Below are 20855 nucleotides of genomic sequence, written 5' to 3' on the forward strand. Positions count from 1 at the left end.
ATCCCCGCCCTTCCCTTCATTGCGATTCCGATTCTTTCGCTTTTCCTTGCCGCAAATATTCGTCCACGATCCGGTCGATGTAGGACATCGTGTCCTCATCCAAGCCGAGGACCTTTTCGCTGCCTCCGGGTTCCGGACGAATCCATTCCCAATACTTGTCCAAAACGTCCTCTCTGCCCTGGAACCATTGTTCTCCGACTTCCAGCACCCGCTTCGCCAACCTTCTGGACATCGGGGAATCCGGCGGCTCCCCGATATGGGCGCGAATGTCCCGAAGCAAGCCGATCCATTCGTCTGCGCGCGGGTCGTCTTCATCGAACCTCGGCAGCCTTTCGATAATCGTCAGCTCGTCGGAATTAAACTGCTTCATGCGGTTTTCCAACTGAGTAGAATTCGCTGCCGTGCCGTCGTCGTTCGTCTGAAGAGCATGGATGAACAGGAGCAATTCCTCCGACCGCACCTCATTTCGAAGTTCAATTGTACGCAGAGTGGTCAGCAGCATGCGTTCGAGCAGATCCAGCCGATTTTTCTCTTTTCGGAGCATCTCCAATTGCATGCGAATCGCGTGCGTCCATGTTTCCGCGCGAAACCACCCGGCCCCCTCTTCCAATACACTCCGAATTTGCGGGAGCGTAAAGCCAAGCTGCTTTAACATGGCAATATGATGCAGCTTCATGATGTCGTCTTGGTTATAGTACCGGTAACCGGTATCCGATACGTAGGAGGGTTTCAGGATCCCCAATTCGTCATAATAGCGCAGCGTCCGAATCGAAATGCCGGCCTCTTTGGCCAGTTGCCCAATTTTATACATCTCTGGTTGCACCTCCCGCCACCTATACTAAACCCTCACGTATAGGTGAGAGTCAAGAAGGTGGAGCCTGTTTTTCCAGTCCATTTTACAGGAAGCCATTAGGAGGACAACAAGCAGCAGAAAAGTGAAGAACCGAGCATATGCTCAAAGAGGGAGCTTCTTCATGCCAAGGCTATTGTTGGACAACAGAGAAAGCGCTTGCAGGAGGGGAGACGAGGAGACGCGGCGAAAACAACCGATAGCGGTATCTGCACTGATCCTGATCTAACGAGGAGTGTGAGTCTGATGGATTTTCGATTGTCAGAGGAGATCCTGTCGTTGAAGCGAGGCATACGCGAGTTTATCGATCACGAAGTGGAGCCGTACGCAATGGAAATCGAAGAAAAAGATGATATTCCCGGGAAAATCATGGAGCTGTCAAAGGAAATGGGGCTGTTTGGCCTCAGCATACCGGAAGAGTACGGCGGGCTTGGCGTAGGCATGGTGGGAAAGTGCGCGGCATCGGAAGAGCTGGGACGCACGCACAACGGCTATACGACCGTCATCGGCGGACACATCGGCATCGGTACCGTCGGCATTGTCGAGATGGGGAGCGAAGCGCAAAAACGCAAATACTTGCCTGACATGGCCGCGGGAAACCGGATCGGCGCCTTTGCCCTGACCGAGCCGAGCGCGGGATCAAACGCGACCAATCTCAAGACGACTGCCGTGAAAAAGGGCGACAAGTACATTCTCAATGGCAGCAAGCACTACATCACCAATGCGTTTATTGCGGACGTCTTTACGGTCATGGCGGTCACCGACCCTTCCAAAGGATCGAAAGGCATCACGTCCTTCATCGTCGAAAAGGGTTTTCCCGGTTTCCACGTCGGGAAGAAGGAGAAAAAAATGGGGCTGCACGGATCCCATTCCGCCGAGCTGTTTTTTGAGGATTGCGAAGTTCCTGCGGAAAACGTGCTGGGGGTAGAAGGGCAAGGCTATGTGAACGCCTTGAAAATCCTGACCAACGGACGGGCAGGGCTGGCCGCGCGGAATCTGGGATCCTGCGACAAGCTGCTGGAGATGTCCCTCGACTACGCCCACACGCGAGTCCAGTTCGGCAAGCCGATTTTTGAACAGCAAATCATTCAGCATTACTTGGCGGAGATGGCGTTGGAGACGGAAGCGTTGCGCTCGATGGTGTACCGCGTCGCGTGGATGGTCGACCAAGGCATGAAAGTGATCAAGGAAGCGGCGATGGTCAAGCTGCTCGGCTCGGAGACGTACAACCGGGTAGCGGACAAGGCGGTGCAGATCCACGGCGGCATGGGGTATATCGCGGACTATCCCATCGAGCGCTTCTACCGGGATGCCCGGATTACGCGCATTTACGAAGGGACATCGGAAATCCAGAAAAACATTATTGCTGCCCAGCTGCATGAAGCATACAAGTAAGCCATACAAGGGATGCCCACAGGGGAAGGAAGCACAAAGGAAGCGGCAATCCCTGAGGATACAGCTGAGGGGGCAGGCGTGCAAGAGAGCGTGCAAGAATGCGGGAAAGACAATTCAGCGCCAAATAAAAGAAATGCCTGTGTGACGGCAGCCCACACAGGCATATTTCTTTGTCAGGCTCGCAGAACTGAACAGTGATTCCAGACCGGCAGGATTGCTTTGCACAGTCTCGGCCGCTCAGCGGTGAAGGTGTACAAGCCACCCTACTGCCCGATAATCACGCGCTCTTTTGGATGGTGGTAGCGCACGATCTGCTCTTTCCGCTTGAGGAACAGCAGCAGGTTGATAATCCCGATCCGCCCTACGACCATGGTGATGATCAGGATGATTTTGCCGCCTGTCCCGAGATTCGAGGTGATTCCGGTCGACAAGCCGGTCGTTCCGAAGGCGGAGCACACCTCAAACAGGACGTGCTGGAAGGGCAGATCTTCCATCCAGACCAGGAGTATGACGGCACTGAAGACCAGGATGACAGCGACGAAAAAGACTGTAAATGATTTCATGATGTCTTCTTCGACCAGCTCCCTGCCGAATACCTTGACGTCCTTGTAGCCTCGCATGTTCGCGAACACGGTGGCGATCAGGACAAAGAACGTCGTGGTCCGGATCCCCCCGCCGACACTGCTCGGAGAAGCCCCGATGAACATCATCCCTGACAGCATGATCAGTGTAGGCGTAGACAGCAGGCTGATGTCCATGGTCGCCAGCCCGCCGCTTCGCGAGGAGACCGAGTGAAACAACGAGTAGAACAAGATCTGATCCCACGTCTGCCCCTGGAAAAAGGCGTGCCGCTCAAACAGGTAGATGAGCACGGCGCCTGCTACGATCAAGGAGAAAAAGGTCAGCGTGGTGATTTTGGTAAACAGCGAAAAGGTAAACCGCAGCTTGGCCCGGCGGTACGACAAGTAGGTCCGCAGCTCCACGAGAACGGGAAAGCCGATGGCGCCGCAGATGATCAATATCATGACGATCGACTGAAAAATGTAGTCGTGGGTGAAGCCGAGCATCGAGTTTCCATACAAGTCGAATCCGGCGTTTGTAAACGCGCTGACCGAGGCGAAATAGCCGTGGTAAAACGCGGTATACCAGTCACTGTAATAACCGGCGATCAGAAAGTGGACGCCAAGCAATATCGTGCCCGCAAGCTCGATCATGATGGCAATGACGAGAATATTCCGCATCAGATCGACGAGCCCGGACAATGTGGCGCGATTGTGGTCCGTGGCGATCCAGATGCGCTGCTCCAGTCCGATCTTGTGCCCCAGCAGCAGCCAAAAAAAAGTGCCCAGCGTCATGATCCCGATCCCGCCGACCTGAAAGAGCAGAGTCAAAAACAGGATGCCCCACTGATTGAACACTTCGTGGACGGTGATGACGGTGAGACCTGTGACACTGATGGCGCTTGTCGCCGTGAACAGGGAGTCGATATACGACAGCGACACACCTGGCTTGTGGAAGATAGGCAAGCACAAGAGCACCGAAGAGACCAGAATCAGCCCCACATAAAAAAAGACGATGATTTGCACAGATGTCAAACGGCGTTTTTGAGAGGAAGTTAACAAAACGAATGGCCTCCTGGTTTTTCTTCAAAGGTAATCATACCAAAAAAAGAGAGCGAGCAAAAATGGAGATGTCGACAAAAACAAACCGTTGACAATGGCGTGCTGCCAATGGTAAAGTTCAGAATGTATTTATTGGAAATTTACAACAATTGTGGAAAGGTGGGATTGTCATGATTCGGTTTGTACATCAATGCGGACAAAATTGGATACATGACGGTACCACACGATCCGGGCGAGTAAAGTAAGCACGTTTTACTGTACACGTACACGCGGCGCTGGTTACCTGTCTTCGTAACCCGCGCTTTTTCTGTTCTCAGGAGGGAAAAGGCAGATTGCCCATGGGCGATGTGCCTTTTTTTTCGGAAAAAGGCAGGACTTCTGGTAGCGGCAAAGCCGGAAGCGCAGAGGGGAGCGAGGCTGACCAGCGGTGTTCCACAAAAAAGAGAGGAGCGGAGGGCGGATGTTTTCAGTATTATCGAAGCTCGACTGGTTTTTTCGGGAGCATAAAAAGCGGTATATCGTCGCGATTCTGCTGCTGATTTGCGGCGGCATTCTCGAAGTGGTTCCGCCGAAGATCATCGGGGTGGCGATCGACGAGCTGCAGATGGGGACGATGACCGGGGAGCGATTGCTCCAGATCCTCCTGTTTTATGCAGGGCTGGCGGTCGTCCTCTACTTGGTCAATCTCGTGTGGGTGAACAAACTCTTCGGAGGGGCGTTTCTGGCGGAGCGGACGCTGCGATCGAGGCTGATGAGCCATTTTCTGAAGATGACCCCGACCTTCTATCAAAAAAACCGCACGGGCGATTTGATGGCAAGGGCCACGAACGACCTAAAGGCAGTGTCGATGACAACGGGCTTCGGCATATTGACGCTGGTGGACTCGGCGTGCTTTACCGGCGCGATTCTCTTGACGATGGGCTTTTTTGTGAGCTGGAAGCTGACTCTGGCCTCCATATTGCCCTTGCCGCTGATGTCCTATGCGATTCACCGGTACGGGAAGGTCATTCATGAACGGTTTTCCAAGGCGCAGGATTCCTTCGGCGAGCTGAACGATCAGGTGCTCGAGTCGGTGGCAGGCGTCAGGGTCATTCGCGCATACGTACAGGAGACGGCGGACGAAAAGCGGTTCCGCGCGATGACGGACGAGGTGTACGAGAAGAATATCGCAGTAGCCAAAGTCGACTCGCTGATCGAACCGACCGTAAAAATTCTCGTGGGGATCTGCTACATGATCGGCCTCATCTACGGCGGCTACCTCGTCTTCCGCCAGGAGCTGACGCTGGGAGAGCTCGTCGCCTTCAACGTCTACCTGGGGATGCTGATCTGGCCCATGTTTGCCATCGGCGAACTGATCAACGTCATGCAGCGGGGGAGCGCTTCCCTCGACCGCGTCCAGGAGACATTGGCGTATCAGGCCGATGTGACGGACCATCCGGAGCCCCTATCTCCGCAAATTCCGCAAACGATTCAATTCGACCGCGTCACCTTCCGTTATCCGACCGCTCATGTCGACCAGTTGAAAGAAGTTTCCTTCTCCTTGGAGCGGGGACAGACGCTGGGCGTTGTCGGGAGGACAGGGAGCGGCAAGACGACGCTGGTTCGCCAGCTCTTGCGCGAATTTCCGCTCGGGAAGGGCTCTATCACGATATCCGGCACGCCGTTGGAGAGAATCTCGCTCGACACGCTCAAAGGCTGGATCGGCTACGTTCCGCAGGAGCAAATCCTGTTTTCCAAGACCGTGCGGGAAAACGTGCTGTTCGGAAGCAAGGACGGTACGCGGGAGGAGCTGCAGGAGGCTTTGCGGCTGGCCGCCTTTGCCCGTGATGTGACGTTTTTGCCGGAAGGGGTGGAGACGCTCGTCGGGGAAAGAGGGGTAGCTCTGTCGGGGGGCCAAAAGCAGCGCGTGTCGATCGCGCGCGCCCTGCTCATCCAGCCGGAAGTTTTGATTCTCGACGATGCCATGTCGGCCGTGGATGGCAAGACGGAGGCGGAAATGATCGCAAATATTCGCCGGGAGCGCGCAGGCAAAACGACCATCATCACGACGCATCGCCTGTCCGCCGTGAAGCATGCGGATTGGGTGCTGGTGCTGGACGAGGGAAGAGTCGTGGAGGAAGGCACGCATGAGCAGCTCATGGCGCGCGGAGGATGGTACAAGGAACAATACGAGCGTCAGCAAATGGAAGCGCAATTGACGGAAGGCGAGTGATTGCATGTCGACAGGAAAGCGATTATTCCGCTACGCGGCTTATTTCAAGAAAACGATCCTGCTCGGCCTCCTGATGCTGTCCCTGGCGGTGGCGGCAGAGCTGACAGGTCCCTTTTTGGCCAAAAAGATGATCGATACCCACATTCTCGGGATCGAGCAGCCGTGGTACGAGACGGAGGAGCGAAGCGATTCCGCCTTTTATCAAGGGAAATGGTACACCCGCCAAGACCATTTGAGCGGGACGGAGCGGCAGGGCCAGCAAGTACGCGTGCTGCAGGTCGGACGGGACTATTACTTTATCGGGCAGCCGATCGCGGCGGATGGTGCGAGGGAGGTGCGGGATGGTCTGCTCACCGTCGCGGGCGATTCCGGAAGCGCCACGTATCCGGCCCAAAAGCTGTCCGTCCAGGAGGCATTCGGGTTCTTCCGCCCGGAGACGAAGGGTCTTTTGACTCTGGCCGCCGTCTATATGGGACTGATCGCACTGGCGTCGGTCTTTCATTATGGACAAAAGTTCATGCTGCAGAAGTCGGCCAACCAAGTCATCCAAAGGCTGCGGATTGACGTCTTCGCGCACATTCAGCGTCTGCCGATCACGTATTTCGACAATTTGCCTGCGGGGAAGGTGGTTGCCCGCGTCACGAACGACACGGAGGCTGTCCGTGAGCTGTTTACCAAGGTGCTGGACCAGTTTTTCAGCAGCTGCATCTATCTGATCGGGATTTTCGCGGCGCTGTTTCTGCTGGATGTTCGTCTGGCGATGGTTTGCCTCCTTATTCTGCCGATCATGGCGGTCTGGGTCTTCCTCTACCGGAAGTACGCCGCTGCCTACAACCAGGTCATTCGCAGCCGACTGAGTGACATCAATGCCATGATCAACGAATCGATTCACGGCATGGCCATCATCCAGGCGTTTCGCAGGGAGACGGAGACGAAGCGGGAATTCGACGAGATCAACGAAGAGATTTTCGCCTATCAAAAAAAGATGCAGCGCTTCAACTCGCTGGCTTCCTTCAATCTGGTCCAGCTGCTGCGCAACACCGCTTTCGTTTTGTTCATCTGGTATGTGGGCGGAGCGTCCGGCGGGGTAGGAAGCCTGTTCACGATGGGGGTCCTCTACGCATTCGTAGACTATCTGAACCGCTTGTTTCAGCCGATCACGCAAATCGTCAACCAGCTGGCCACGCTCGAGCAGGCTAGGGTAGCGGCAGAGCGTGTCTTTGAACTGCTCGACGAGGAAGGCACGGAAGTCGATCGGGGAAAAATGCCGTGCTATCAGGGAAACGTCCGCTTCGACCGAGTTTCCTTCGCTTACCAGCCTTCCCAATACGTCCTGCGCGACGTATCCTTCGAGGCATGGCCCGGAGAGACGGTTGCGCTGGTTGGCCATACCGGCTCCGGCAAGAGCTCTATCATCAACCTGCTGTTTCGCTTCTACGACGTCAGTCAGGGGGCTGTCATGATCGATGGGCGGAATGTGCAGGATATGACCCGCCAGCAGGTTCGCCAGCACATGGGCATCGTTTTGCAGGATCCGTTTTTGTTCACCGGAACGATTCTCTCCAACGTGACCCTGGGAGACCCGGCAATCACCCGGGAAAAGGCGGAGAAAGCCCTCCGCGACGTAGGAGCGGACCATTTGCTCAAGACCTTGCCCAATGGCTTCGACGAGCCGGTGATCGAAAAGGGAAGCACGCTTTCCGCCGGGCAGCGTCAGCTCATTTCGTTCGCGAGGGCACTGGCGTTTGATCCCGCCATTCTGGTGCTGGACGAAGCCACGGCGAGCATCGACACCGAGACGGAAGGGATCATCCAGGAAGCGCTGGAGGTATTGAAAAAAGGACGGACGACATTCATCATCGCCCACCGCTTGTCGACGATCAAAAACGCCGATCAAATTCTGGTGCTGGATCGGGGAACCATCGTGGAGAGGGGCAAGCATGACGAACTGATGGAGAAGCGCGGAAAGTACTTTCAGATGTATCAGCTGCAGCAAGGGGAGGCTGCGTCAAGCGGCGCGGTCTTGGCATCGCCGTAAAAAGCTGCTCTGGACAACGAAAAAAGCTGCCCGCATGGAACGGTGCCTCCTGTCTAACAGAGGGGGCAGTTCAATGGAAAGGCAGCTTTTTTGCATGAAGTCGCCGGGCTTGCTTACCAGACGAAGAAGAAAATGATCGCAGCCAGTACGATCCGGTACAGAGCGAAAGGCACCAGCTTGATTTTGTTGATCAGCTTCAGGAAGAAGCGAATCGCCAGCAGGGCAAAAACGAATGCGCTAATGAACCCGACGATGAAAAAGGGGAGCGTATCCGCCGTAATGAACTGCCAATGCTTCAGGAGCGACAGAAAGCTGGCGCCCGCCATGACAGGAACCGCCATGATGAAGGTAAAGTCGGAAGCGGCCCGGTGACTGAGACCGAGCAAGACCCCTCCGGAGATGGTGGAACCGGAGCGGGAAAAACCGGGCCAGAGCGCAATACACTGGAACAAGCCAATGATGAATGCCTGTTTGTACGTAATTTGGTCGACACTCGCCGCTTTCGGCTTTCCTGGGCGGAACCAGTCGGCGGCGATCATCAGCAGCGCGCCGGCCACGAGTCCGATCAATACGGTGTTGACCGAGAACAGATACTCATCGATGTAGTCGTTGAACAGCAATCCCAATACGGCAGCCGGCAAAAGTCCGACGATCACCTGAGACAAACGGAGCTTGTGGCCTGGGCCGTTGCCATCCGGGGAGATTTTTTTGAGTCCGAGAAGACTGAGAAAGCGATCCTTAAAGACGATGACGGCTGCTAGAATCGAGCCGAGCTGGATGACTACCTTGAAAGTATTCGCGACTTCCGGTGAAAACAGCAGTTTTGAATGCAGTAAGGTATCATCGACGATAATCATGTGCCCAGTTGAGGAGACGGGCGCGAATTCCGTGAGTCCTTCTACGAGTCCCAACACAAACGCCACGAAAATTTGCCAAAGATCCATGGTTACTCACCTTTCCAAAAACGCCTCTCTAGTTTGGGCGCACGTGTAATAGAATTGTCCCTCATACACTTTAATATAAATGCTGCAAAATAGTAAGCCTTTCCTTGCTGGGAGGGGAAAACCAAAAGGAAGATACGTTTCACACCAGGGAAACGGTACAGGTCTTCTGTAAAAAAGGCGGCGTAAAAATTGGCTACTCAGACAACAAGAGGAAAGGTATGATAAAGACAGTCATTTGCCTACTGCAAGGAAAAGGAGGAACCGTTATGCCGCAATTAATCGTGCGAGGGATCAAGGCAGAACAATTGGCGACCGTCAGCGAGCCGCTGCTCACGGAGCTGGCTGCGCTCTGCGGGTGCGGAACGGACAATTTTACCATCGAATGTTTGCATACGACAGGCGTGTTTGGAGGAAAAGTGGTAGAATCCTATCCGTTCATCGAGGTAGGTTGGTTCGAGCGCGGTCAGGAGACAAGAGATCGGTTTGCCGAAATCGTGACCAGGCATGTCCTGTCCCTCGGCATTCCCGAGGTGGAAATGGCTTTCATCCCTTACCAAAAGGAAAGCTACTACGCAAACGGCAAACATTTTTAGACAAGATCGAGATTTTCCGTGCTGTCGATTTCCCGGGAAAGATTTTGAGGATTCGACAGGGGAAAGAAGAAGACCAGCCCCGCATGATGGATGGGAGGCTGGTCTTCCTTATTTGACGACGGGTGTCGCGATATCCTCTGCCCAGTCCAAAATGAAAGCCGCTTGATTGGAGTTGAGCGGGGATGGCAATTCGGTCCTGGAAAAGAATCGGTGTTCATAGCCTAATAAATCGAAGCCGTTCCGTACACAGAAAGCTCTTGCTGTCGGGCGATGGAGTGTGACGGTTGCGTTTGCCGTAAAAGGTGCTGCTTATTCCCTTACAGCAGACCGGCGATGTTGGACAATGTGAGCTCGGCTCCGTGTATCGCATTGCGGAAAGTACCATTCGACGACTCGTCCAGATGGTATTCGCGCAGCGCGTCGGTGTCCTTGAGCATATTCCCCGTCAGGATGCAGACAGCCGTCTCGTCCTTGTCGATGACCTGCCGGGATACGAGCTTGCGCAGCCCCGCTACAGTCGCGGCAGAGGCCGGCTCGCAGCCGATCCCGCTCTTGTCGACCAGCGCTTTGGCATCCAAAATTTCCTGATCGGTTACCGAGCAGGTCACGCCCCGTGTCTCCTCGATCGTGCGCAGCGCTTTTTTCCAGCTCGGCGGATTCCCGATGTTGAGCGCAGATGCACGGGTATAAGGAGCAGGCTCAGGGATCAGCTCGCTGCGCCCTTCCGACATCATGCGATGAAACGGACTGGCTCCCTCGGCCTGGATGAGCGCGACACGGGGCAGCTTGTCGATCAATCCGAGCGATTTCAGGTCTTGCAGGCCTTTCCCCAGTGCGGTGACATTGCTGAGTGCGCCGCCGGGGATCACGACCCAATCAGGCAGCTTCCAGTCGAGGTACTGGGCGATTTCGTAAACGATGCTTTTTTGCCCTTCGATTCGGAAAGGGTTGATCGAATTGCAAATGTAAAGTCCGAGCTCCTTGCTATGCTGCTCGTAAAAGCGGATACCGTCGTCATAGGTGCCGTCAAAGCTGATGACCTTGGCGCCGTAAGCGAGCGTCTGCATCACTTTGTTCAGGGAAATGTTCTTGTTGGGGACGAACACGTACGATTCGCCTCCCGCGATGCTCGCGTACATGGCGAGTGATGAAGACGTGTTACCCGTCGAGGTGCAGGTAAAGCGCCGGTAGCCAAGCGAGCGTCCATGGGAGACAGCGACGGTCATGCCGTTGTCCTTGAAGGAGCCGCTCGGGTTTTCGCTCTGCGCCTTCAGCATGACCTGGCGGTTGCCGGTGTACGACGAGATCAACTCGGAGGCGTACAGTCCGGTGTTGCCCTCGTATTTGGTGGCGATGTACTCTTCGGGCAGGTCGGGAAAGATCAGCTCCTTGTAGCGCCACACCCCGCTGGCGTAAGGAGTCATGCGCTCGGACAGCCGATCGTGAAAGACGCGCTTGAGCTGTTCGGCGTCCAGGTGCCGAAAGTCGTGAGCAATGTCAAACAGTCCGCCGCACTCACACTGATAGGCGAAGGATTCTGCGGGGGATTCCTTGTGGCAGTCGACACAAACCAGTTTCATCATACGTGAGATTCATCCCGTCCAGGGAACGGGTGGCTCTCTCCACCTCTTTTCTCTGTATTTGCCGGCCCGTAGAAACCGGCTTCTGCCCTTTATAGTAGCGGGACGACTCCTGGATGTAAATGCGAAATATTCGTAATAATAGGCCGAATAAAAGACAGGACAGCGTATGGAGGCACGCTCATCCTGTCTTTCGCTACAAGCTTTTATTCAGCTCCTGCAATTCCTCCGGGGTGAGGTCGCGCCACTGCCCGACCCGCAAATGGCCCAGGTGAATGTTCATGATCCGCACCCGCTTCAGCTGCCGCACCTGGTAGCCGAACGCCTGGCACATGCGGCGGATCTGTCGATTGAGGCCTTGGGTGAGGATGATCTGAAAGACGCGGTCGCCGAGCTTGGTCACTTTGCAAGGCTTGGTGACTGTACCGAGGATGCGGACCCCGCCGGCCATTCCTTGCAGGAAGGTTGGCGTTATCGGCTTGTCCACGGTGACGATGTATTCCTTTTCGTGATTGTTCTCGGCTCGCAGGATCTTGTTGACGATGTCGCCGTCGTTGGTGAGCAGTATCAGTCCTTGGGAGTCCTTGTCCAGTCTCCCGATGGGAAAGATGCGCTCCGGATGTCCGACAAAGTCGATGATGTTTCCTTTTACGTGCAGCTCGGTCGTGCAGGTAATGCCGACAGGCTTGTTCAAGGCGATGTAGACATTTTTTTTCTTCGGGCCGACGGGATTGCCGTCGATCCGCACATCGTCTCCCGGATCGACGGTGCTGCCCAGCTCTGCCGGGCGGCCATTGATCGTTACGCGTCCCGCTTCGATGAGCTTGTCGGATTCTCTGCGCGAGCAAAAGCCGGTTTCGCTAATGTACTTGTTGATTCGCATGGAACGTTCCTTTCATGACTTCTGCTGCTTTTCCAGCAGTTTTTGGCGCCAGGGCAATGCGAGCTCTTCCACTTCCAGCATTCGCTGGATCACTTTTGGATCCGGAGATTTTTCGTGGAAGTACAAGTGATGGATCGAGGCGACGGTCACCTGAAGCGGATGGGCAGACAGCTGAACGATAGGAGAATCCTTCTTGATGATTCCTTCCTGCAGGACGCGGAAAAAGTAGCCGGTATAGCCGGTCTCGATGATCTTCTTCAGCAGCAGGTTGTTGCCGTTGCGCTTGTTGATCGTCCCGCACGGATAGCGGCCTTGCGCTACCTGCAGGATCGCATCCCCGAACTGGTAGACGTCCCCGATGCACACCTGGTCCTCCCGCATATTTTCGGCGGTTACATTTTCCCCAAATGCGGATTTATCCAGGGGCTGCTCAAAGACCCGCTCCCAATGGGCATAATGTTCAAAAGGATAGAGGCAGACGACGCGATCCGGGCCGCCATGGTACGCATGGTTGGCGACGTCGTCCTCTTCGATGCGATGAGAGCGGACGTGCAGCTCGTCGGCTTGCTCCTTCCAGATGCCCGAGCGGAAGTCCTGTCCGTTGTATTGCTTTTCCTTGGGCAAGCCCTTGCTTATGTATACGATTTTTCGGCTTGACATTTCATCCACTCCCCACTTGTGCACTCCTTTCATACTATAACAAATCACCCTCCGCTTACCACTCCCGGGGGACAAAGGTGCCCAACTCTGGTATGATGGTAAAAAGGCAGGCACAGGAGGCTTACGTACCATGCAATCGTCAGGTGTGGTTTTGCACACGGATAAATACCAAATCAATATGATGTACGCCCACTGGATCAACGGAACACACAATCGCAAAGTGGTCTTCGAGGCTTTTTTCCGCAAGCTTCCCTTCGGCAATGGCTACGCGGTGTCGGCAGGGCTGGAGAGGATCGTCGCCTACATAAAGAATTTGCGCTTTGAAGAAAGCGATCTTGCGTATTTGAGCCAGATGGAGGAGAACTACGACCCGGGATTTCTGGAAGAGCTGCGCAATCTGCGCTTCACGGGCTCGCTGTACTCGGTCAAGGAAGGGACGCTGGTCTTTCCGAATGAGCCGCTGATTCGCGTCGAAGGGCGGATGATCGAAGCCCAGCTGGTCGAGACAGCCCTCTTGAACTACATGAACTACCAGACCTTGATCGCGACCAAGGCGTCCCGCATCAAGAACGTGGCAGGCTCCGACATTCTCATGGAGTTCGGGACGCGGCGGGCGCAGGAAGCCGATGCCGCGCTGTGGGGGACGAGAGCGGCGTACCTGGCCGGATTCGATGCGACTTCCAATATGCTCGCGGGAAAAATGTTCGACATCCCGACCAAAGGGACGCACGCCCATTCGTGGGTGCAGAGCTTTGACAGCGAGGAAGAGGCGTTCGAACGGTTCGCGAAGGCGCTGCCGGGCCAGGTGACGCTGCTCGTGGATACGTACGACACGCTGAACAGCGGGGTGCCCCATGCGATCGCCCTGGGCAAACGGCTGGAGGCGGAAGGGAAAAAGCTGGATGCGGTGCGGCTCGACAGCGGGGACCTCGCCTACCTGTCCATCAAGACTAGGGAGATGCTGGATAAAGCGGGACTTTCCTACGTGAAGATCGTCGCCTCCAACGACCTCGACGAGCACACGATACTGAGCCTCAAAGTGCAGGGGGCACGCGTAGACAGCTGGGGGGTCGGCACACAGCTGATTACGGCCGCAGACCAGCCGACGCTGGGCGGCGTCTACAAGCTGGTGGCAAGGGAAGGCGCGGACGGAAGCTACTTGCCGACGATCAAGATTTCGGGCAATCCGGAGAAAGTGACGAATCCCGGGATCAAGGATATGTATCGGCTGATCGATCCGGAGACGAACAAGGCCATTGCGGACTACCTGTGCTTCCCGGAGGAGCAGCAGGTGCCGAAGGGAGAGGCGCTGCATCTGTTCAACCCGAGCCACCCGTACCTGAACAAGCAGTTGAAGAAGTACAGGGCCGAGGCGCTTCTGGTTCCGATCTTCCAGGACGGCGAGCTGGTCTACGATCTGCCGTCCCTGGATGAAATCCGGACGTATCACCGCGAGCAGCTGGGCTTGTTCTGGCCAGAGTACTTGCGGATGCTCAATCCGGAGCACTACCGCCTGTACATGAGCGACGAAGTGTGGGAAACGAAAAATCGGCTGATGAAAGAGCATATGAAAAAGTAGCCTGGAGAGCAGCGTCCTTGGGGGAAAAACCTTCGCCCATGGACGTTGCTTTTTTTGGTTCCAGCCATTATCCTAGCAGGAAGGAATGTATTTTTGTCGAATTAGTCGGATTATTGTTTTTCTGCCTGATTTGCAAAGGATGGAAAGGGGGATACTCATGCCAATCAAATTGCCTGACGAGTTGCCAGCTACCGAGATACTGGCGAAGGAAAATATTTTCGTGATGAAGGAAAGCCGGGCTTTCACGCAAGACATCCGGCCGCTGCGCATCGTCATCTTAAACCTGATGCCGCTCAAGGAAACCACGGAGACGCAGTTGCTCCGCCTCCTGGGGAACACGCCGCTGCAGGTGGAAATCGTGCTCTTGCACATGTCCAGCCACACCTCCAAAAACACATCGGAAGAACATTTGTCCCTATTTTATAAAACGTTTGAGGAAATCAAGGATGAGCGCTTTGATGGCATGGTGATCACGGGAGCGCCGGTCGAGCAGCTCGAATTCGAGGAGGTCACGTATTGGCGGGAGCTCCAGCAAATTCTCGACTGGAAAATGACGAATGTGACGTCGACCCTGCACATCTGTTGGGGAGCACAAGCTGCCCTCTACCATCACTTTGGGGTTCCCAAGCATCCGCTGCCGGAAAAGATGTTCGGAATATTCCCGCACACGCTGAACAAGAAAAACGTCAAGCTGCTGCGCGGGTTTGACAACTACTTCTACATTCCGCATTCGCGGCATACGGAAAACCGCCGCGAGGACATCGAGAAAGTGCCGGAGCTGGAGATCCTGTCGGAGTCGGATGAAGCGGGGGTCTACATGGTGGCTACCACAGACGGGCGGCAAATTTTCGTGACAGGGCACGCGGAGTACGATCCGACGACCCTGCAGGATGAATATCGGCGGGACATAAACAAAGGGCTGGACATCGCGGTTCCGCGCAATTACTACCCGAAGGACGACCCGACCCGCGAGCCGATCGTCACGTGGCGTGCCCACGCCAATCTGCTGTTCTCCAACTGGCTGAACTACTATGTCTACCAGGAGACGCCGTACGAGTTGAACCCCGTCAAGCAGGCGGAAACATCCAGATAAAAGAAAACAGCCATCCGCATCAATCGGGTGGCTTTCGTTATTTCAGGATCGGCGTCGTGCAGGGAAAAGGCAGGGCGGGCAGAATGCAGAATATGGAAACGACAATCGGTGATGGACGCTTGGAGCTTGCCGCATGGACGACTCCCATGCCTTGCGATCCGGCGGACACGCCATGACCGAAGGGATCAGGACATGAACAATTTGCAGGGAAAGGTAGCGCTCGTGACGGGGGCCAGCTCTGGAATCGGGCGGGCGACAGCGGAATTGCTAGCAGCACGTGGGGCGAAAGTAGCCCTTCATTATCATGCCAACCAGCATGGAGCAGAGGAAGCGGAAGCAGCGCCCCGCGTGACGTCGCGGAAATGATCGCGTTTCTGGCATCGGACGCAGCGGATTACATCACCGGAGAAATCATCAATGCGAGCGGCGGCAGATAACGGGCAGGTACATACTGTAATCGGCGTATCCAAATGCCGATATAGAAAAATGTGGTAGGAAAAAGTGGAAGGAGAGATCGAGATGAGAAAGACCCATGGCGTCTTGCGGGGATGGCAGAAAGCAGCTCTCGCCGCGGCAGTTGCGCTCGGAGTGGCGCTGTCCGGCGCGGCACACACACCGGTATACGCCAAGACGGAAAAGGCGGAAGCTGCCCAGAAGAAGCTGACCAAGCTGAGCGTCGATGCCAAAACGGTCAAGCTGAAAAAAGAAGGGACACAGCAGCTGACGCTGACCGCCGCTTATAATGACAGGACGACAGAGAACGTCACGGAGCAGGCAGACTGGAGCATCTCGGACAGCGAGATAGCGACCGTGGAAGCTGGGCTGGTGACGGCCCTCCAATCCGGCAAGGCAAAAATCAAAGCGACTTACGGCGGCAAGTCCGTGACGATCCCGGTCGAGATTGAGCTCATCTCCAAGCTGGCGCTCGATCAGAAAAAGCTGGCGCTGAGAAGCGGAGAGACCAAGCAAATCGTCGCCACCGCGACCTACTCGGACAAGGCCACAGCCAACGTCACAGAGGGAGCAGAATGGGAGACAGCGGACAGTAAAATCGCGACAGTCGAAAAGGGTCTCGTCACAGCTGTCGGCTTTGGAAAAACGAAAATAACGGTCACCTACGGCGGCAAGACGACGACGATCCCGGTGGAAGTGGACGTCATCTCCAAGCTGGCGCTAGATCAGAAAAAGCTGGCGCTGAGCAGCGGAGAGACCAAGCAAATCGCCGCCACCGCGACCTTCTCGGACAAGAAGACAGCCAACGTCACAGAGGGAGCAGAATGGGAGACTGCGGACAGTAAAGTCGCGACAGTCGAAAAGGGTGTCGTCACAGCTGTCGGCTCCGGAAAAACGAAAGTAACGGTTGCCTACGGCGGCAAGACGGTGACGATCCCGGTAGAAGTGGACGTCATCTCCAAGCTGGAGCTCGATCAGAAGAAAGTCTACGTCAAACCAGGCGACTTCCTGACGTTGAAGCTGACGGCGACTCTGTCCAATGGCAGCAAAGTGGACGTCACGGAAAAAGCCGAGTGGACGACCAGCGATGCCAAGGTCGTCACGGTAGAAGGCGGCGTCGTGACAGGCGTCGGATCCGGCAAAGCTAAGCTGACTGTCAAATACGGCGGGAAGACCGTCACTCTGCCCGTAGAAGCCGCCGTCATTTCCAAGTTCGAGGCGGAAGTGAAAAAGCTCACGCTGAAGCCAGGGGAGAGCAAAGACGTCAAAGCAATGGTCACCTATTCGGACAAAACGAAAGCAGACGTGACGGAACAGGCGTACTGGGTATCGCTGGATCAATCCGTCGCCGTGGTAGAAGGCGGCAAGATTCTTGGGGTCAAGGCCGGCAAGGCTACCATCGTCGCTACGTACAATGGAAAACGGGCCAATGTGCAGGTCACGGTGGAAGAGCAAAAGCAAAAGTAATGACACGCAAGCATTCATGGAAAAGCTGCCTCCCCAGGCGGCTTTTTTGTGGTCGAATTGATTTTCTATATAGTAGGAGTTTTGCTGAACATAACGTATTTAGGATGTGGAAAAATATGGGTGATGGAGGCGGAGCTCTTGCCAAAAATGATCAAAGCTTGTGTGGCGTTTGTCCTGCTTATTTTTGTTGCAGGATGCTCTTCAACCGAGTGGTCCTATCGTTATGAGGGGAAGACCGATAACTGGATTGCGGTCGCTGAAATCGTCCCGGATCAAGAAACCGGTGCCCGGTTCATAGGGAAAATCAAAAATGGTACCGATAAAAAAGTCAAACGTATCGAGTATCAGGCCGAGGTGACGAGCACGAGCCAGCTTTCAGGAAAGCTTGAAAACCCTGTTTTTACAGAGGGATTCATCGTTTTGTTTGAAGATATCCCGAATACGGATCAAGCAAGGAAAGACTTTCAAAATGGTGTGACGGAAGAGGAAATCAAACGTTTCTTTGGAGAATATCCCGTTTATCGGATCACTTGGCTGGATGAGCTCGGAAATGAGCAAAGTGAAACGATTCGGCTGAATTTTGTCGAGCACAACTAAAATCATGCTGCGGGTGATATGTCCCCGCTCATTCCTGGCGGAGTACGCCCCCCCGGCGTCTCCTGTGGTAAGCTGGTAGTACCAACGAGGAGACACAGACGGGGGTTTCTTTATGGACATCAGGCAGTTGCAGTACTTTGTAGAAGTGGTCAATCAGAAGAGCTTTACCAAAGCAGCCGGCACTTTGCACGTCTCGCAGCCTAGCATCAGCAAGATGATCAAGGCCCTGGAGGAGGAGTTGGGGATCGTGCTGCTGGATCGGACGGAGCGGAAAATGGAGCTGACGGACGGGGGACAGCTGGTCTACGAGCACGCGGTGAAAATGCTCCAGCTCATAGACAGCCTGTCTTCGTCTATCGGGGAGATACGTGGCATGGAGCGTGGACGGGTCAAGCTCGGGATGATGCCGACTGTGGGATCGTTTCTGTTGCCGAATGTGATCGCGCTGTTCAAAAAGCGCTACCCCGGCATCGACATCGAAATGAAGGAGTACAGCGCCAAGCTGTTGGAAGTCCAGGTGGAGCAGGGCAGCATCGACGCCGGCCTGACCGTTCTGCCAGCCGATACGGACCAGTTCACTGCGGTTCCGTTGGTGGCGGAAGAATTGGTCGCCATCGCCCATCGGGATCATTGGCTCGCCGAAAGGGAGTCGGTGAATTTGGCGGAGCTCAAAGAGGAAGCATTCATCCTGTTTACGGAAGAATACGCTATCCATGATGTGGTCAAGAAGGCGTGCCAGCTCTCCGGCTTCGAGCCGAAAGTCGCGTATATGAGCTCGCTTTGGGATTTCGTCGGCGAGATGGTGGCGACCGAGCTCGGAATCTCGCTTGTCCCGCGTTCAATTGTGCGGAGGCTGAACAACAGTGAGCTGGTCACGGTCAAGATCTCGAAGCCGGCGATTGATTGGCAGTACGCGCTCATTTACCGCAAAGACCGTTATTTGTCGCACGCGGCGCGGGCCTTCATCGCGTTTGCTAGGCAGCATTTGTCTCCATAACCAAACGGAATCGATTCTATGATAGTTATGTATTGTACGAATAGTGCCGAGAGCAATTAGAATGAAACCACAACATGTGAAAGCGGAGTGGTTTGGATGAAGAGATGGCTCTCGGCGTTGCCGCAAATCTTGCTGCTGCTGATGTTTGCCTGGGCGGGAAAATGGCTGTCCGCTGTATGGCAGCTTCACGTGCCCGGCAGTCTGATCGGCATGGTCCTCCTGTTTCTGTGCCTGCAACTGGGCTGGATACGGCTGAATTGGGTAGAGGCGGGCGCTACGCTCCTGTTCTCCCAGATGATTTTGTTTTTTGTGCCGGCGATTGCGGGGATCATGCAATATCCGTGGCTGCTCGGAATCAAAGGACTGCTCGTCCTGATTGTCGTCGTGAGCGGCGCTGCGCTCGTGATGATTTCGACAGGCGTCTTGGCTGAGCGTGTGTTCAGGGCCGGAGAGGTGAAGCAGCATGATTCTGTGGAAAATATGTAGCATCCTCGCGACCGTGCTCCTATTCGCAGCGGCAAAACGGCTGAATCGGATGAAGCCGGGCTTGCTGTTTTCGCCGGCCGTTCTCGCCCCTGCGGGCATCATCGTGCTGCTGGTGGCGACCGGCACCCCATTTCAGGAGTATGCAAAAGGAACCGATCTCTTCAATGAGATGCTTGGAGCGGTCACGGTCGCGTTTGCCATCCCGCTCTACCGCAACTGGCCCATTCTCGTCTCGCACTGGCGGATGATTGTGCTCAGTCTGGCCACCGGCTCGCTGATTGCGGTGATGGCCGGGGTCTCGACGACGATGCTGCTCGGGCTGGGAAAGGAAGCGGCGATCAGCGTCATCCCGCGCTCCATCACACTGCCGATCGCGGTGGGACTGTCCGAATCGATCGGGGGGATATCTTCGATGACGGCGCTGTTCGTCATGCTGACCAGCTTTGCCGGCGTCTTCTGGGGGCCGATTCTCATCCGAAAAATGAGGCTGCGGCATCCGGTCTCGGTCGGTTTGATGTACGGCATGGGGGCTCACGTGCTGGGGATGTCCAAGGCGTTTGAGCGGGGCGAGCTGGAAGGAGGCAGCGCCACGCTCGCATTGATTGCCGGTGCGGTCATGACAGTGGTATGGGCATTTCTTTTGCTGCCGGTCATCCAGTCATGGCTGGCGGTATAGTAAGAGTGAACGGGAGTAAAGAGGCCGGCATGGGGCTGGCCTCTTTTTGTACAGATAGGAATATATAAAATTCCTATCCAGTACAAGGGCAACATAGCGAGACTTCGAACACAGTGAGATAGCGAGACTTGTGCCCTTTGGGTAACCGCGGCTCCGCCAAAAGGCATGGCGTAGCCAGGTTTTCTAATCTGGCAATAACCGTATAAATATTTATAATGATGTATAAATATAAGTAGCTTTGGAGGGAATACCATGCGCATCCATTCATTTACGATGGAGCTGTACGAGGAAGTAACCGCCCTGTGGCGGCGGGCCGGACTGAACTTGTCCCGTTCGGATACGCCGGAAGGCATTCGACGAAAACTGGAGCGGGATGGGGAGCTGTTTTTGGTGGCGCGAGCGGACGACGGCAGCATTGTCGGAGCGGTGATGGGAAGCTACGATGGCCGCCGGGGCTGGGTCAATCATTTGGCGGTCGACCCTGACTGCCAGGGGCAAAATCTGGGGACACAGCTGATGCAGGAGCTGGAACAAAGACTTGCCGCGGTAGGCTGCGACAAGGTAAATCTGCTGATCGAGCCGGAGAATGGGGCGGTACAGTCGTTTTACCGCAAACTGGGCTTTTCACGAGACGAGTTAATCTTCATGGAAAAGTGGATAAAGCCCACCTAAAATTCCGCGAAAGGTGTATGATAGATCCAGACTAACAATGAACTCATACTACCAAGGA

19 protein-coding genes and 1 pseudogene are annotated in these 20855 nt (G+C 55.1%); 14 read left to right on the top strand and 6 right to left on the bottom strand.

What is annotated here, in order from left to right; genetic code table 11:
• Nucleotides 1-16: 16 nt before the first annotated feature.
• On the bottom strand, nt 17-811 hold the full coding sequence (locus tag RGB73_RS05000) for a MerR family transcriptional regulator (protein ID WP_310769710.1): 795 nt from the start codon (nt 809-811) through the stop codon (nt 17-19).
• A 285-nt stretch (nt 812-1096) separates the two neighbouring features.
• Between RGB73_RS05000 and RGB73_RS05005 the strand changes: the two genes are divergently transcribed.
• On the top strand, nt 1097-2245 hold the full coding sequence (locus tag RGB73_RS05005) for an acyl-CoA dehydrogenase family protein (protein WP_310769711.1): 1149 nt from the start codon (nt 1097-1099) through the stop codon (nt 2243-2245).
• A gap of 263 nt (nt 2246-2508) precedes the next feature.
• Here RGB73_RS05005 and RGB73_RS05010 read toward each other — a convergent pair whose 3' ends face one another.
• Complete coding sequence (locus tag RGB73_RS05010) at nt 2509-3867, bottom strand: TrkH family potassium uptake protein (protein WP_310769713.1); 1359 nt, start codon at nt 3865-3867, stop codon at nt 2509-2511.
• A 460-nt stretch (nt 3868-4327) separates the two neighbouring features.
• Between RGB73_RS05010 and RGB73_RS05015 the strand changes: the two genes are divergently transcribed.
• Entirely contained in the window at nt 4328-6079 is a 1752-nt protein-coding gene (locus RGB73_RS05015) for an ABC transporter ATP-binding protein (RefSeq protein ID WP_310769715.1), read from the top strand.
• A gap of 4 nt (nt 6080-6083) precedes the next feature.
• Nucleotides 6084-8117 carry an ABC transporter ATP-binding protein gene (locus RGB73_RS05020; protein ID WP_310769717.1) on the top strand — a complete coding sequence of 678 codons (2034 nt, stop codon included), beginning with the start codon at nt 6084-6086 and terminating at the stop codon, nt 8115-8117.
• A 113-nt stretch (nt 8118-8230) separates the two neighbouring features.
• On the opposite strand, the gene RGB73_RS05025 is transcribed toward RGB73_RS05020, so the two are convergent.
• Nucleotides 8231-9061, bottom strand: a complete 831-nt coding sequence (locus RGB73_RS05025; protein ID WP_310769719.1) for an undecaprenyl-diphosphate phosphatase — start codon at nt 9059-9061, stop codon at nt 8231-8233.
• Nucleotides 9062-9327: 266 nt separating this feature from the next.
• Here RGB73_RS05025 and RGB73_RS05030 point away from each other — a divergent pair, with 266 nt between their 5' ends.
• Nucleotides 9328-9654: a DUF1904 family protein gene (locus RGB73_RS05030; protein WP_310769721.1), complete on the top strand. Its 327-nt coding sequence runs from the start codon at nt 9328-9330 to the stop codon at nt 9652-9654.
• Between the two features lie 317 nt (nt 9655-9971).
• Here RGB73_RS05030 and thrC read toward each other — a convergent pair whose 3' ends face one another.
• The 3 genes from thrC to RGB73_RS05045 all read right to left on the bottom strand — a co-directional run bounded on the left by thrC (nt 9972) and on the right by RGB73_RS05045 (nt 12777).
• Complete coding sequence (gene thrC / locus RGB73_RS05035) at nt 9972-11234, bottom strand: threonine synthase (RefSeq protein WP_310774143.1); 1263 nt, start codon at nt 11232-11234, stop codon at nt 9972-9974.
• 196 nt (nt 11235-11430) lie between these two features.
• Complete coding sequence (gene rluF / locus RGB73_RS05040) at nt 11431-12117, bottom strand: 23S rRNA pseudouridine(2604) synthase RluF (RefSeq protein ID WP_310769723.1); 687 nt, start codon at nt 12115-12117, stop codon at nt 11431-11433.
• Nucleotides 12118-12129: 12 nt separating this feature from the next.
• Entirely contained in the window at nt 12130-12777 is a 648-nt protein-coding gene (locus RGB73_RS05045) for an MOSC domain-containing protein (protein ID WP_310769725.1), read from the bottom strand.
• A gap of 130 nt (nt 12778-12907) precedes the next feature.
• Here RGB73_RS05045 and RGB73_RS05050 point away from each other — a divergent pair, with 130 nt between their 5' ends.
• From RGB73_RS05050 to RGB73_RS05095, 10 genes and pseudogenes are all read left to right on the top strand, one after another.
• Entirely contained in the window at nt 12908-14356 is a 1449-nt protein-coding gene (locus tag RGB73_RS05050; RefSeq protein ID WP_310769727.1) for a nicotinate phosphoribosyltransferase, read from the top strand.
• 157 nt (nt 14357-14513) lie between these two features.
• Nucleotides 14514-15449: a homoserine O-acetyltransferase MetA gene (gene metA / locus RGB73_RS05055; RefSeq protein ID WP_310769729.1), complete on the top strand. Its 936-nt coding sequence runs from the start codon at nt 14514-14516 to the stop codon at nt 15447-15449.
• A 192-nt stretch (nt 15450-15641) separates the two neighbouring features.
• Nucleotides 15642-15779, top strand: a pseudogene (locus RGB73_RS05060) (SDR family NAD(P)-dependent oxidoreductase); the annotation flags it as partial.
• Between the two features lie 32 nt (nt 15780-15811).
• Nucleotides 15812-15886 carry a hypothetical protein gene (locus RGB73_RS05065; RefSeq protein ID WP_310774145.1) on the top strand — a complete coding sequence of 25 codons (75 nt, stop codon included), beginning with the start codon at nt 15812-15814 and terminating at the stop codon, nt 15884-15886.
• A gap of 82 nt (nt 15887-15968) precedes the next feature.
• The gene (locus RGB73_RS05070; protein WP_310769731.1) at nt 15969-17369 is read left to right on the top strand and encodes an Ig-like domain-containing protein; all 1401 of its coding nucleotides are present in this window, start codon (nt 15969-15971) and stop codon (nt 17367-17369) included.
• 48 nt (nt 17370-17417) lie between these two features.
• Complete coding sequence (locus tag RGB73_RS05075; RefSeq protein WP_310769733.1) at nt 17418-17966, top strand: hypothetical protein; 549 nt, start codon at nt 17418-17420, stop codon at nt 17964-17966.
• Between the two features lie 112 nt (nt 17967-18078).
• Complete coding sequence (locus tag RGB73_RS05080; RefSeq protein ID WP_310769735.1) at nt 18079-18963, top strand: LysR family transcriptional regulator; 885 nt, start codon at nt 18079-18081, stop codon at nt 18961-18963.
• Nucleotides 18964-19059: 96 nt separating this feature from the next.
• Nucleotides 19060-19449: a CidA/LrgA family protein gene (locus tag RGB73_RS05085; protein ID WP_310769736.1), complete on the top strand. Its 390-nt coding sequence runs from the start codon at nt 19060-19062 to the stop codon at nt 19447-19449.
• Complete coding sequence (locus RGB73_RS05090; protein ID WP_310769738.1) at nt 19427-20125, top strand: LrgB family protein; 699 nt, start codon at nt 19427-19429, stop codon at nt 20123-20125. Before RGB73_RS05085 ends, RGB73_RS05090 begins: the two co-directional genes overlap by 23 nt.
• Before the next feature lie 252 nt (nt 20126-20377).
• On the top strand, nt 20378-20797 hold the full coding sequence (locus RGB73_RS05095) for a GNAT family acetyltransferase (RefSeq protein WP_310769739.1): 420 nt from the start codon (nt 20378-20380) through the stop codon (nt 20795-20797).
• The last annotated feature ends 58 nt before the right edge of the window (nt 20798-20855 follow it).

This window comes from Brevibacillus brevis, assembly GCF_031583145.1.
Lineage (GTDB): Bacteria > Bacillota > Bacilli > Brevibacillales > Brevibacillaceae > Brevibacillus > Brevibacillus brevis_E.